15 protein-coding genes are annotated in these 13,842 nt (G+C 49.8%); 8 read left to right on the top strand and 7 right to left on the bottom strand.

The window, feature by feature from the left end; translation table 11 throughout:
- Positions 1–103: 103 nt before the first annotated feature.
- Complete coding sequence (locus OCV69_RS01935) at positions 104–970, top strand: YitT family protein (RefSeq protein ID WP_158357191.1); 867 nt, start codon at positions 104–106, stop codon at positions 968–970.
- Positions 971–983: 13 nt separating this feature from the next.
- Here OCV69_RS01935 and OCV69_RS01930 read toward each other — a convergent pair whose 3' ends face one another.
- Complete coding sequence (locus tag OCV69_RS01930) at positions 984–1,796, bottom strand: helix-turn-helix domain-containing protein (RefSeq protein WP_158357189.1); 813 nt, start codon at positions 1,794–1,796, stop codon at positions 984–986.
- A 105-nt stretch (positions 1,797–1,901) separates the two neighbouring features.
- On the opposite strand from OCV69_RS01930, the gene OCV69_RS01925 reads away from it, so the two are divergent.
- On the top strand, positions 1,902–2,936 hold the full coding sequence (locus tag OCV69_RS01925) for an alpha-L-fucosidase (protein ID WP_158357187.1): 1,035 nt from the start codon (positions 1,902–1,904) through the stop codon (positions 2,934–2,936).
- On the opposite strand, the gene OCV69_RS01920 is transcribed toward OCV69_RS01925, so the two are convergent.
- The 5 genes from OCV69_RS01920 to OCV69_RS01900 form a co-directional block, all read right to left on the bottom strand.
- Positions 2,931–4,118, bottom strand: a complete 1,188-nt coding sequence (locus OCV69_RS01920) for a serine hydrolase domain-containing protein (protein WP_158357185.1) — start codon at positions 4,116–4,118, stop codon at positions 2,931–2,933. The genes OCV69_RS01925 and OCV69_RS01920 overlap by 6 nt on opposite strands.
- 92 nt (positions 4,119–4,210) lie before the next feature.
- Complete coding sequence (locus OCV69_RS01915) at positions 4,211–7,234, bottom strand: suppressor of fused domain protein (RefSeq protein ID WP_158357182.1); 3,024 nt, start codon at positions 7,232–7,234, stop codon at positions 4,211–4,213.
- A gap of 417 nt (positions 7,235–7,651) precedes the next feature.
- Positions 7,652–8,398, bottom strand: a complete 747-nt coding sequence (locus tag OCV69_RS01910; protein WP_262562932.1) for an ATP-binding protein — start codon at positions 8,396–8,398, stop codon at positions 7,652–7,654.
- A complete protein-coding gene (gene istA, locus OCV69_RS01905; protein ID WP_262562931.1) occupies positions 8,385–9,620 on the bottom strand; it encodes an IS21 family transposase in 1,236 nt (411 codons plus the stop codon). The genes OCV69_RS01910 and istA overlap by 14 nt, the downstream gene beginning before the upstream one ends.
- 30 nt (positions 9,621–9,650) lie before the next feature.
- Positions 9,651–9,953: a hypothetical protein gene (locus OCV69_RS01900; RefSeq protein ID WP_262562930.1), complete on the bottom strand. Its 303-nt coding sequence runs from the start codon at positions 9,951–9,953 to the stop codon at positions 9,651–9,653.
- 185 nt (positions 9,954–10,138) lie between these two features.
- Here OCV69_RS01900 and OCV69_RS01895 point away from each other — a divergent pair, with 185 nt between their 5' ends.
- From OCV69_RS01895 to OCV69_RS01880, 4 genes are all read left to right on the top strand, one after another.
- Entirely contained in the window at positions 10,139–10,771 is a 633-nt protein-coding gene (locus tag OCV69_RS01895; protein WP_158357180.1) for a cytidylate kinase-like family protein, read from the top strand.
- Positions 10,772–10,916: 145 nt separating this feature from the next.
- Positions 10,917–11,360 carry a sigma-70 family RNA polymerase sigma factor gene (locus tag OCV69_RS01890; protein WP_158357178.1) on the top strand — a complete coding sequence of 148 codons (444 nt, stop codon included), beginning with the start codon at positions 10,917–10,919 and terminating at the stop codon, positions 11,358–11,360.
- On the top strand, positions 11,353–11,553 hold the full coding sequence (locus tag OCV69_RS01885) for a helix-turn-helix domain-containing protein (protein ID WP_158357176.1): 201 nt from the start codon (positions 11,353–11,355) through the stop codon (positions 11,551–11,553). Before OCV69_RS01890 ends, OCV69_RS01885 begins: the two co-directional genes overlap by 8 nt.
- A 52-nt stretch (positions 11,554–11,605) precedes the next feature.
- Positions 11,606–12,226, top strand: coding sequence for a GNAT family N-acetyltransferase (locus OCV69_RS01880; RefSeq protein ID WP_331485610.1), 621 nt, complete (start codon positions 11,606–11,608; stop codon positions 12,224–12,226).
- 163 nt (positions 12,227–12,389) lie between these two features.
- Here the strand turns inward: OCV69_RS01880 and OCV69_RS01875 are convergent, their stop codons facing one another.
- Entirely contained in the window at positions 12,390–12,851 is a 462-nt protein-coding gene (locus OCV69_RS01875; RefSeq protein WP_158357174.1) for a MarR family winged helix-turn-helix transcriptional regulator, read from the bottom strand.
- Between the two features lie 120 nt (positions 12,852–12,971).
- On the opposite strand from OCV69_RS01875, the gene OCV69_RS01870 reads away from it, so the two are divergent.
- Positions 12,972–13,469: a flavin reductase family protein gene (locus OCV69_RS01870; protein ID WP_158357172.1), complete on the top strand. Its 498-nt coding sequence runs from the start codon at positions 12,972–12,974 to the stop codon at positions 13,467–13,469.
- Positions 13,470–13,639: 170 nt separating this feature from the next.
- Positions 13,640–13,840, top strand: coding sequence for a transposon-encoded TnpW family protein (locus tag OCV69_RS01865; RefSeq protein WP_331485608.1), 201 nt, complete (start codon positions 13,640–13,642; stop codon positions 13,838–13,840).
- Positions 13,841–13,842: the final 2 nt, after the last annotated feature.

Below are 13,842 nucleotides of genomic sequence, written 5' to 3'. Positions count from 1 at the left end.
AGCGATCCCCTCCTTATTAATTTCCAATGTTTTTCATTTTGCGATTGCAGAGCCAAAGCCAAAATGGTATGATATAGACCACAATTCCATTTTAGGAGGTACTATGGAAAAGAAAAAAACAGACCTTAAGGAGATCCTCTCCTTTTTACTGATCCTGGCCGGAAGCGCCATCCTGGCCATCAACATGAACACCTTCGTGGAACAGGGAGGCCTGGTGCCCGGCGGTTTTTCCGGACTCTCCAAGCTGATCCAGAGGGTGGCCCTGACCTTCTTCGGCCTTAAGATCCCGTTTACACTGTTAAACGTATTTTTTAATGCCATTCCGGCAATGCTGGCCTACCGCTTTGTTGGGAAAAAGTTTACGATCCTTTCCTGTATCAGCATCGTGGTGGTCTCTGTCCTGGTAGACCAGCTTCCCATAACTCCCATCACCGGCGATATCCTGCTGATCTCCGTATTCGGCGGCATCATCAACGGCCTGGGAATGAGCCTGATCCTCAACAACAATGCCAGCAGCGGCGGCACAGATTTTATTGCCATGACCTTATCCGCAAAATATAAGATCTCTACCTTTAATTACATGCTGCTCTTCAGCGCTGCCGTGATCCTGACCTCCGGCTTCCTGTTTGGTATGGATAAGGCCCTGTATTCGATCATCTTCCAGTTCTGTAATACCCAGGTGATCAATACCTTTTATAAAAAATACCATAAAAAGACCCTGCTGATCATCACCGAGGATCCGGCATCCATTTCCGCTGACATCCTGGAGCTGACCCATCACAGCAGCACGATCTTTAAAGGCATGGGCTTTTACAGCGCCCATAAAAAGTACCTGATCTACACAGTGCTTTCCGACAGCGATGTGCGGAAGGTGCGGAAACAGATCCTGGCCCATTACCCCGGCACCTTCGTCAGCGTGTTAAACTCCAGCGACGTGATAGGAAATTTCTACATCCAGCCTCTGGAATAGCCGCAGGCTGTGGTTAAAACCGCAGCTTCCGGTATTCCCGGGGGGATAATTTTTCATATTTTTTAAAAAAACGCGAAAAATAGTATGGATCTGTAAATCCCAGCGTTTCCGCCACCTCCCACACCGGCATATCCGTATGTCCCAGCATCTGCCTGGCCCTCTGGGCCAGCTGCCGGGACATATATTCTTTTAATCCCATCTTTGTATCCTGCTGGAAGGACCTGGAAAGCTGATGGACCGGCATATCCATGGCATCCGCCAGCTCCTGGATACGGAGCCCTGCGCTCAGATGCCCCTCCAGATAATCCAGGACCGACCTCTGGCGGTAAAATCCCCGGAAGGACTCCAGATACCCGTCGCCCCCTGCTCCCTGTTCAAAAAAGTCATAGACCAGGCGTGAAAATACCGCCTTCAGATAAAGGAGGCCTCCGACGGATTCCTTCTGGACGGCTCCCAGAATGTCCTCTAAAAAATCCCATTCATAAGGAAGCCCCCAGACCTTCCCCAGATGGCTGAACAGATCCACTCCTGGGAGCAGCTCCATGGTAAAGTGGATATAAAACTTCTGCATGGTGCTGGGACACACGTAGCTGTACCGGCACTCCGCCGGGACCAGGTACACGTTTCCCGGAAGAAGCTCCACCCGCTCCTCCTCATTTTCCAGGTATGCCTCCCCGTCCATCATAAAATAGATCCGGTTGAACGGTGACCTGGTATTTGGAAAATTCCATGACGTATCTCCGTAAAACATAGCCGCTTCCAGGAGATTTAGGCTTAGAGAGCCCCAGTTTCCCGTAAGAAACGGACATTCAAAAATTCCATCCATCCAAAAAGTCCATCTTTCTGTACAAAAATCCCATGTACTTATTCTAAAATTTATTATATAGTCATGCCCATGAAAACACAACAGCTTTTACCGGAGGTATTGGAAATGGATATGAGAAAATGGTTTAAAGAGGCCCAGTACGGCATGATGGCCCACTGGGGACTGTATTCCCTTCTGGGCGGAGAATGGAACGGAAAAAAAAGCAGCAGCTATGCGGAATGGATCCAGGCCAACCAACGGATCCCCATGGCAGAATACGACAAGCTGGCAACGGCCTTTAACCCGGTGTATTTTAACGCGGACCAGTGGATCCGTCTGGCAAAGGAATGCGGGATGAAGTATTTCGTCATGACCAGCAAGCACCACGACGGCTTCGCCCTCTTCCATTCCAGGGCCGACCGCTTCAACGTGGTGGATGCCACGCCCTTTGGCCGCGACGTGGTGGGAGAGCTGGCCGAGGCCTGTTATAAGCATGGTCTGAAATTCGGTCTCTACTACTCCCAGGATCTGGACTGGCATGAGGAGCACGGCGGCGGCTATCTCTCCGGCCATATCCCCTGCGCCGGCCAGTCCTGGTGCAACGACTGGGATTTTCCCGATAATGCGAAAAAAAACTTCGATATCTGTTTTGAAAACAAGATCCGCCCCCAGGTGGAGGAGATCTTAAGAAATTATGGGGAGCTGTGCCTGATCTGGTTTGATGTGCCCATGACCATCCGGGACTCCCAGAGCCGTGAGCTTTTCGATCTGGTAAAAAAATACCAGCCGGACTGTCTGATCAACTCCCGGCTGGGCAACGGCGCTTATGATTACGTTTCTCTGGGGGACAACGAGATCCCGGATTCCATTCCCGGAGACGGGGAGCTGGATCCCGCCGGGCTGGATCTCAATGGCTGCGACGGCTTAAAGCCCTCTCCCTACGGCCTTTACGAAACCGCCGCCACCTTAAACCACAGCTGGGGCTACTGTGCCTGGGACCAGGACTGGAAAAGTGCCGAGACCATCCTGGCCATCCGGAAGAAATTAAACGGCCTGGGCATTAACTATCTTCTGAATGTGGGCCCCGACCATCTGGGCCGGATCCCAGGAGCCAGCGTGGATATCCTAAGAGAGGCGGCCAGACGGCAGGGGGCTTTATAATAGTCCGCCTGCAATGGCCCGGAAAAATTCCACATGCTTCAGCTCATAGTCCTGGGACATAAAATCCGGATCCGCACTGGTCTTTACTATGATGATCTGCCTGGAGGGATCTGCATACATCCACTGGCCGTAAACGCCGATGGCCATGAACTCTCCCCGATCCCCTTCCGGCACCCACCACTGGTACCCATATCCAATGGCGTTATAGACGTCCTGGTTTGCCCCGGGCCTGGAATAGGCTGCGCTGACATCCATGCTGTCCCTCACCCATTCTTTTGTGAGGATCTGCTCCCCATGGAAGCTGCCCCCGTTCAGATAAAGCCGTGCAAACCGTGCATAATCCCTGAGGGAGACGCTTAAGCCTCCCATGGCCAGCTCCGTCCCGTTGCTCAGAGTCCAGTATGCGTCCTGCTCTGCGCCGATCCGTTTCCAGAGCTTCTCCTCCATATATTCCGCCAGGCTGCGTCCGGTGGCATTTTTAATGATCTGACCCAGGATCTCTGTATTAATGCTCTGATATCTGCGGTGGGTATACGGCGCCTCCTGCACCCCATGGTCTGCGATCACCTTCATGGACGGTGTGCCCATGAGGGTGCGCATGGAGAACCGGCTCATATCCGTATCCTCATTGAAATCGATCCCGGAAGCCATCTGCAGGCAGGCGCGGATCGGAATGGACTCCAGATCCGTCCCTGCAAACTCCGGGACATACATTCCAATGGGATCCTCGATGCTTTCAACAGCGCCTTCAGCTACTGCGATCCCCATCAGAGCTGAAACAAAGGATTTTCCCATGGAATTGGACGAAAACAGCGTCTGGGGATTGCCTCCATAAAAATATTTTTCATATTTGATCACATCGTCCTTCACCACCAGCAAGGCCGAGGTCTTTGTATTCTCAAGAAATCCCTCTGTGGGATAAAATCTGCCCTTAAACCGGAAGCCGTCCGCCAGGAAAACGTTTTCTTCCTTTAGAAACTGGAAGGGACTGTCTCCCCGGCTTATTTTCTTTGTGGGCTGGATCTCCGGAGTATGCTGGAAGGTATACGCCAGGTTTTCATCCTTAAAGCTTTTTAAGGAGGTGTGGAGGATCTTTATCTTCTCTCCAAAGCAAAGCCACAGTGCTCCGGCCGCAATGGCTGTACAGGCAGCCGTCATCCCCAATTTATGTATCTTTTTCATCTCTTCGCTTCCTTTCCTGTTCCCGTTTTCTGATCACCCGGTCATTTTAAACCGTACAGCAACAGTACAGTCAAGGGGTTCTGAAAAGTTTTTTATAAAAGATCTGCCGGCCGGTCCGGATGGACTACAAAGTCCGCCTCCGCAAGCTTTTCCAACAGGGCCTCCGCATTGTGTTCCACCTTATACTCCAGCTCCTCCCGGTGCAGGGGGATGACCTGGTAGAAGTTGATCTCCTCTCCGCCGGGAAGATGGCAGAAAAAGCCCTCCTTTTGGATATTCTGAGGCTCTGCCAGGACCGCGCCACAGAGCTTTGTGTCCTCCGCAAAGGGCCTTTGATTGTCCATGGTGTGACCCCAGCCCAGCCATGTATCCGACTGGATGGGCAGACGGGCCAGTACCTTTAACAGGCGGACCGGCCAGTACCACCGCTCATCCTTCATGGACTCCTCGTCCAGTCTCCAGTCCGGCGGCAGGGCAATGGCCAGCTCTGCCCGCTCCAGCCGGTATTCCGCCAGCTCCTCCGGGACCTGCATCTGGCGGGCTCCCATGCCCATGGTGACCAGCGTATAATAATTCCGCTCCCTGTCAAGAGGGACCACACAGATGTCCACATGGATATCCGGCGAGACCAGCTCATGGAAAACATGCTCGATCTCCCCAAAATACTTCTGGATATGCTCTTCCACCGCTTCCATCTCTTCTATGGTATAAACCTCCGGCCCGCCGCTCTCCTCCGGGGACCAGAACGCGCCCTCCTTTTCGGTCCCGTCCGGACGCAGGAATATCTGGAAATATTCGTCCTCTTCCATCAGATGATAGACCAGGCTCATATGATAATCCAGTCCCACCAGCACCGTATCCAGACGGGCCAATCGGCCGTCCGGGTGGTTCCGTTCCAGCCACCTCCCCTCCTTAAGCCAGCCCGCCAGCCGCTCCAGCCAGTCTGCGCTGAGGCTGGACATACCAGCCTCGTTCATCTGGAATACCAGATCAAAGGTCTGTCCGTTTACTATATAAGGGAACTGGGTAAACGGCCCGTTTGGCGCATACTGCTCTGGTTTCGGCCCGAAAATATTCCAGAACCGTTCCAGTCCTTCCCTATTGACGGTAATGCAGGAAATGGACCGCTGCTTCTCATCGGCATCTTCATCCAGGCCCTGTTGGAGATTCCGGTCGGCTCCGGGATCGATCCAGTGGTATTCCATCCGCTCCAGCGGCTCCCCGGCCTCGATCTCTCTCTTGAGCGTCAGGAACTCATGATCGCCCGGCTCCAGCTTAAGACCATGGGCCACGGCCTCCAATGCTCCGGCTTTATCGCCGGAATGGGACCGCAGCTTGGCCGCCTGCAGCCAGATCCATGGATAATCCGGTTCCTCCCGGATCCCCTTTTCTGCATAATCCAGGGCCTCCTCCAGCCGGCCGCAGTACATCAGGGCCACCGAGTACCGGTAGTACCATGTGGCACAGCCCCCGGCGTTTTTCTCTGAATCCTTCATCCACTGGACCGCCTTATAATAATATCTGTACTCATCCAGATTGTTGCAGGCATAGGAATACCACAGGGCGATCTTAAAATCCTGTCTGACCTGCCGGCTGGTAAACCGTCCCGTCTCCACGCCCCGCTCGATAAAGTCCTCCAGCCACTGGAGCATTTTCCCAAAATACCCCGATATTCCATCCTCAAAGGATCCCAGCGTTTCAATGTCCTGGACCGAAAGCAGGGAACCGGTCTCCGCATCCACCTGGGGCTCTCCCTCCTGTTCCCACAGGCGGACGGCCCCCACATCCCTCCTGAACACGTGGAATCCGCCCCAGGCCAGATCTGTTCCGGCAAAAAAATCCCTGGCCGCATCCAGGACAGCGGGCAGATCCCAGGCTATAAGATCCAGATACCCGTAATACAGGCCGGTGGCCCCTCCCAGAAACGTCACTGCATCCTCTCCCACATGTTCCCGGACCGACTCCCGCAAGGCGTCCCGGAACGTTAAAATTTCCTCCGCCCGTCCTTCCCCGGTAAAGCCATCCAGTGGATAACACAGGAATCCGGCCGCAATACCGTCCCTGTGGTAATCGTCCATGATTCCGCTCTCAGCCTTCATGTAGTCGTTGATGAGGACCGGCAGGCGGGTTGAACCGGCCCCCACATCCAGACGCCAGTCGGCCTCGGGTTCCTTCACCGGCTCCAGCTCATAGACAATATAGCTGTTTTCCAGATAATCCCCGGCGTCGTCCCATCGTGTATATCCCATATCCCGAAGCTTCCCCGGAAGCTCAGAAAGCAGAACCGCCGCTCCAGACCTGGGCTGTTTTGCAATATCCAGATCATGGATGAGAGCAATGGAGGACACCTCCCCCAGCACCTGGTCTGTGAGGGTACAGAGCAGCCACCATACCTTATCTTCCTCCGCCTTCATCAGCGGCAGGAGCTTCTCACAGTAAAGAGCCAGGGAAACCCTGTCCTCCCTGGGCTCTGTCCAGACCAGCACGTCCTCCGCCTGCACCTGGAGCTCCCCGGCCTGGAGAGAAAATCCCGCTGAGGGCTGACGTCCCACCAGGATATTCCAGTGCTCCAGCACAGACTCCGGCGCACGGCGCTGGAAATAGACCAGCGGGAACAGGGCCGACCGGTTTCCGTCGGCGCTGAGGATCAGCTCATACTTCTCCCCGCCAACGCCCAGTTCAAAGGAGGGGGAACAGAAGGCCAGCTCCAGGGCTTTCTGGCATTTCTCCACCAGTTCTTCTCCCCTCTCCCGCATCCCATCCGTATCCATGATCCGGCAAAGCTCTGCCTCGATCCCGGCAAAAGCTGCCCAGGCCTCTTCTGTCCGCTGCCGGAAATTCTTCTCAAACCCCGGCAGAGCCAGACACCGGCGGCAGTTGTCGATCAGTTCCTGGGGATCCGTATCGCCGGGGCGGGCTTCATGGGGCTCCAGCAGGCCGATGGCCCTCTGGAACAGCTCCCGGTCTCCCGGCTCCGCCAGATTGCTGTATGCCCGGGCCAGCTCGCTGTCCATCTCTGGCGTGCGCTCCCCGGCAGGGATGGCCTCCAGCGTGTCTATGATCTTCTGGAATTCATCTTCCTCATTCCATTTCTGGCATTGTTCCAGCAGCTTCATAAGTCATTCCTCCTTATCAGTTGTCGTAGCATCCGCCCATGCGCCAGCCAGGGCCATGATGTGCTCCATTTCACCATGGATCTGAATATCAGCCTCTCATCTGCCGTTTCCGGGAACAGGAACGGCATCACATCCAGAACCGCCCTCCGTATCCCTCTCCTGGACGGGATACGTCTTTCATGCCATGGGGGTCTGTACCTTTCTCCGAACATAAAGTCAAAATTTAAAATTAGTATTTATTATAATAAACGAAAACCAGGAAAGATGCAATCTCTTTCCTGGCTGTCTGTGTCAGTTTCTCCGGGCGGTCCCAGAGTGATTATTTCGCGCCAAGGGATCCGGGTCTGAGCTTTGCTCAGACCCATTGATTTTTCTCTCAGACCCAGCAATACGCTTTTGGGATCCGCCGATATGTTTTTACATTTTATGCTTAGCACAGTATTCCCGCATATTAGTGCTGCCGGTCTCAATCCAGAAAGCAGTGTATGCGTAGCGATCTACAATCGCTTCTGCCCGAACTCCTTCGCCCAGACGTTTCACCCAGTCATCTTTACGATATTGCGTACAGAAGATGGTAGATGTTGTATCAGAACGCCTCTCCATAAGCTCAAACAGGAAGTGGAGTTCCGCATCTGATATGTCGGACACAAGCCACTCATCCAGTATCAGGAGAGGTATCCGGCTGTAGCGTTCAAGCAGCTTCCTTTGATTCCCGGCAACTATGGTGGAGTCCCCATACTCCATTAACAGGTCAGGCAGGCTGACATACCGTACCCTGACATGGTTCAGGCAGGCTTCTTTTCCCAGGGCACAGGCTAAGTAGGTCTTCCCTGAACCGGTAAATCCCTGGAGGATGACACTCTGATGCAAATCGATGTACTGGCCGCTGAACAGGTTCTCAATGAGTTCCCTGTTTAATCCGCGGTTGGCGTAGATAACTCCCTGCCGGTTTGCCTGCGGAAAACGAAGTTTCGCTGACTTGATCAGCCGCTGTATCTTCCCGTTATATTTCTCCTGGTAGATGTAATCCACCAGCCGCTGCATCCTTTCGTCGAAGGGCAGAGCTATTGTCGCAGGATCCGCCTGCTGTACCTCCAGCCCCGTGATTGCCTCACCCAGATTAATTTCACGCAGCTTGCGCCTGGTCTCTTCATTGATCATCATTGTCACCTCCGTAATAACTGCTCCCCCTCAGGTATCCCATCTGGGAATGTTCCTTTGCATCTGCTTTTTTGCGCTCTACGTAAATCTTGTCTTGATTGGATGCAAGGATCGAATTAAGATGGTGGTAACGGGGCTTTTTAATCCCGCTGGTGATGGCAAACTCACAGGCAGCTTCCAGGCGTGCTTCGGAGTATTTGTTGCTCAGTCTCAGGACAGCCAGCGCAGGGGTATAGCCCTGTTCTTTTATGGGAACCCCCTCAAAGATACGGTCAATCGCCTGTGCTGTATAATCGCCGATGGATCTTGCCCAGTTTTTGATCCGGATATCATCCCATGGGGAAAACTTGAACTTATCCGGCATATCTTCCGGATGGGTAGAATACTGGTTCCTCCGACCAGACGGGAAGCGATTATGCGTGGCTATGCGGGCAGAACCGCTGTAGATCTCCACGGTGCTATCCGTAACCTTCAAGTCAACACTCTTCCTGGCGTACTGGTAAGGACAAGAGTACCGGTTATACTCAAAGACGACATGGTAGTCAATGTTTACCTTTCTTCCATAGACCCACGTGGCGATCTCATAAGGGACAGACGGCAGTGGATGCAGGAACGGCTTCTCATCCAGGTAAGAGTCGTAGCGGCTCCCTTCACGTTTCTGGAAACTCTCGTGGTTGAATCCGTAGAGCTTTTTTGCAACGGCAGCTTTCAGATCCTCAAAGCTGTAAAAAGCCTCATTTCTTAGCCGTGCGATGATCGCTGTTGCAATCTTCCCCACTGTGCCTTCCACGGAAGCTTTCTGTTTGGGTTTACGGATACTTGCCGGCATGATGGCTGTCTGGTAGTGGCTGCCCATGGCTTCATAATCCACAGTCAGGACGACCTCCCCTTCTTTGGGATGGGACACAACGCCCGTCTTCAGGTTATCGCAGACAAGGCGCGTTGCTACCCCGCCGAAAAATTCATACATATGGATGTGGGCGCGGATAAAGCTGTCCATCTTCATGTCCCGGCAGGGTTCCACATAGGAGTACTGGCTGTATGGCAGGGTTCCTACAAACAGGTATACGGTTACGATCTCCCCTGTGGAAGTGTCGACATAGGCCATGGAAGGCCCTGACCAATCTACCTCCACGGCAGCGCCGGGCTTATGCTCCAAGTGGCTCGTAAGCTTGTTTATAATCGTGTATTCGCTGTAGCCCTGGCAGTATTTCGTATATCCCATGGGAATGTTGCCAGATGCCCTGCATTTGTCCTAGTATTCCTGCCAAAGGAGCTTCAGCGTCACCCCAGTACGTTTCAGTTCCTGGTGGACATACTCGTAATCTGGCTTGTCATACAGGTTTTCCAGGGCAAACTTGTCCGGATAAAACTTGCGGTAAACCGCATCCTCATCCATCTGTGCGATGTCCTCATAGGATATGCCCATCCTGTCAGCGATGTGGAACACATCACCGACAGAATTCTTGGAAATGTGCCTGCTAGTGGCGATTGCATTCCGTCCCATCCCGGCACTGCGAAGCTCCAGTATCAGCTTCACATTAATCTTTTTGGCCATGTTTTCGGCCTCCTTTCGTAGAATCGGAGACTATTTCTCCAATAAAGATTCTACAAAAGAAAAGCTGAAGTAAAAACCTGGCATTTCAGCATCGGGACGGATCTATTGCATGAACTGATCAAGGGTGGATCACTTGTGTGTACTGGTGGATCTCAAAAGCGTATCGATGGCTCTCATAGCGCGAAATATTCACCGAAGCTGTCCCGCTTGTAAAATCGGCACTGAAACCGTCCCAAAAGGGTGTTATTATCACGATTGCAAGAGAACATGGCTCTGCTGGAAAACAAGTCGGAAAAGTGATTGCAGAGAAATTGAATATCCCGTTTTACTACAAAGAAGTGGCTGCATTGGCAGCAGAAGAAAGCGGTTTGCACAAGGAATTTATTTCAGACCTTAATACAAATTCGCCGGGGGTTTTGCATGATTTGTACCTAAGTACAAGCGTTGTTCAACAGGCGATTACCGCACAGGAACAGATTATACGAAAAATAGCAGACCAAGGCTCTTGTGTGATTGTAGGGCGTGCTGCCGATTATGTTCTGAGGAACTATGAAAATGTGGTAAAAATTTTCATTTATGCGTCGGAAGAATATCGTACCCACAAGGTTATGGAAGTGTACGGAGATACCCAAGCGGAAGCTGTTAAAAATATTCGCCGCTCTGATGAAGCGAGAGCTGCCTATTATCACAGTATTTCCGATATGCGCTGGGGAGAAGCCCACAACTATGACTTGTTGATTGATAGTTCAATCGGTGTGGAACAGTGTGCCACAGCAATTTGTAGTTTCCTTTCCTGTTTGAAGAAGAAGCAGAAATAGCAAATCCAGCCGAGCCAGTCAACGGCAAGTAAATGGGCTACGCCCACCGTTGACAGCCCCGCCTGTCCTTGCTGGTGGGTAATCAAGGGGCGACAGCAAAAAGTGCTGCCGCCCTTTCCCATAATCGAAGAAAGGGGGATTTTCCATGACTGAGTACGAAGCCTATCAAGAACATATCCGCGATACCCATGATACCTATTGCCGGATTGTTATTCGCCATGCGTCCTTTGACGCTGCCCGTATGCTGGCAGCGAGGTGGAAACAGGAAATCTCCCTTGAATATTTGACCGAAGAAAAGTTTGTCCCACTAAGCACCACAGACGAGTATTTTCAAGTGCCGGACTATGGCGAAATTTATCCGTTCTCTGTCCGGGGGCAGACGATATTTTTAGATAGCTGTTCCCTTGCGGCGGCTCTTGCTGGACTGCCGGAACAGACGCAGGAGGAAATCTTTTTGTATTACTTCCAGCACTTGACGCAGAAAGAAATCGGAGAACAAAGCGGCTGGACACGCAGCACAATCGGGCGGCATATCCAGCTTGCCTTGAAGCGGCTGAAAGAGGAAATGGAGGTGTTGTCCCATGAGTAACCGACTTCTCCCCTATGACACGATTATAAAGGCACATGAGGGCGACCCCATAGTGATACAGGCTGTCCTTGACCGCTATGCCGGATATATCCGCTATTTCTCCAAAATGAACGGCTATTATAACTCTGATATGGAGGACTACATCACAACAAAGCTGATTGAAAGCCTGTTCAAGTTCCGGCTTGACCGTTGAGTTTGGATTGATGATATGATAAAATCATTTTAGCAAATTAGAAGTTGTAGAGGTGGATTTATTGATTGAAATAAAAGAAATCCGTAGACAAGATTATAAAAAAGCACAGAAATTCGCAATCCAAGGAATGCACTTAGATTGGTATATGGATAGCAAAATTATTTTAGATTTGTATGCAAAGTATTTTTGGTTCATGGAATTAAATCGTGCAACAAAAGTTTATGGTGCCTATGTTGATGGCACTTTTGTAGGTGTTTTACTTGCAGAAATGAAGAATGAAACGAAACGCTATTATAGCATTCCAAAAGCAATCTATGTGAAAATATTCGATTGGCTTCAACATCTTGTTGCAGGAAAAGGTGTTGGAGAATATGACGAAGCAAATAAGGATATGTATAATTCTTTTTGCCAAAAGAACAATCCCGATGGAGAGATAATTTTTTTCGCCGCTGACCCTGATTGCAAAATTAAAGGTATTGGAACAGCGTTACTGTCTGCATTTGAAAAAGACGAAAGAGGAAAGCATATTTATTTATACACAGACAATGCTTGCACTTATCAATTTTATGAGCATAGAGGTTTTGAACGGTCAGAGGAGCGACAAATTGTTCTTGATTTGGAAAAAAAGCAAGTTCCGTTAACTTGTCTTTTTTATACAAAGAAAATTACATAAAAGTAATAAGTTGCAAATCTTGGTTTGTTGAAAGGCAGTCATGCACTACAGTGTATGGCTGCCTATTTTTTGAAAGGTAATTATGTAATACCCTACGCTTTCTATAACAGTAATGTGTCCGGCATCTATAGAGTCTGATGCAGAATCAATAAACAGCTTTGATTTAAACAGAGCGAGATAAGATTTGAGAAATTGTTTGAATAGAAGCAATAAAATCATCTAACCGATCATCTGGAATTTTGCGTAGCAGTTCCATAAAACACTGGGAATTATCCGACAGTATGTAATTCAGAAATTGTATGGCTTTATCTGTAAGCTGTATTTGAATAAATCGACGGTCTGTAAAATCAGTTTTTCGGATAATAAAGTTTTGTGCGTACAGACGATTAACCATTTTTGTGGTCTGTTGCTTTGGCATTTTTGTAAATTGACCAAGCTCAGTCATAGTTGCAGATCCACCTAAATGCTGTAAAACACGCAGACAGTAATACATTTCAATACTGACACCATCAGGAAGCATTTGTTTGAATGGTTTTGTAATCTGGTAATTCCATTCGGGAAGAAGGCATAAAAGAGCTTGTTGGGTCTGTTGTATTTTAGATTTACTATCAAAATCGCTATTCAAAATAAAAGCACCTCCGATTGACAAGATTGTGTTTATTGTGATATAGTAACCTTAATGCTACTATTTTTTTTATCAATTTCATTATACTGAAAAGCTCAGAAAAAAGAAAGGAAAGTTTTTATGAAGAAAGAAATGACAAAAATTGCTTCCGCATTGATTCCAATGCCAAATTTGATTGTATCTTGTTGTGATAAGGAAGGTCGTAACAATGCTTTAGCAGTAGGTAGTGCTGCTATGATTTCTGGAAGTCCATGTATGCTGATGATTGGAATTATGCCAGAAAAATTCTCTTATCCAATTATTAAGGAGACAAAAGAGTTTGTGATTAATGTGCCAACAGAGGAAATGCGGAAACAGTATTTTTACCTTGGAACAAAGTCTGGGAGGGATGAAGACAAATTTGAAGCACTAAATCTTGTTTGGGAAAAAGGTAAAAAGGTAAATGCTCCGATTTTAATGGGCTGTCCAGTAAACTTAGAATGTAAAGTAGTTGCGTCTATGACACCCGGTGATAGTGATCATGAACTTTTTTTCGCAACGTTAGAGGCAGCACATTGTGATGAAGAGTACTTGACTAAGTATGGAAATATTGATTGGAAAAAAATAGATACGATATAGTTAAAAGTCTATAAAATTGGCATATAACTTCCGGTTTGCCACACTGAACTACCATAAAAACTGAATATCCCGCCGCACCGCAGCGCCACATGAAGCAGTAAATCCGAAAAAGATTTGCTGCTTTTTTTGCGCCCATTTTTGGCAAATCGGGAAAGTGTCGGTACTGGTATGTGAGCAAGGAATTCTACTTTGCAGAGGGAAAGACCTGTTTCGGGCGTGACCGCCGCCCGGACTGTGTGACGGAAATCCGCATGGGCAACTCCGTCCTTACCGTTTCCGGCTTCTTCAAGCAGGGCGCAACCGATACCGCAGCCGACAAGATGATGAAAGTGCTGGAAGCGGAAGCTGCTACACAAAAAACGGCGATTTGACC

Source organism: Alitiscatomonas aceti (assembly GCF_025567195.1).
Taxonomy (GTDB): Bacteria; Bacillota; Clostridia; order Lachnospirales; family Lachnospiraceae; genus Alitiscatomonas; species Alitiscatomonas aceti.
Note: the sequence above shows the minus strand (reverse complement) of the source record. Positions and strands in the feature narration are given on the sequence as shown.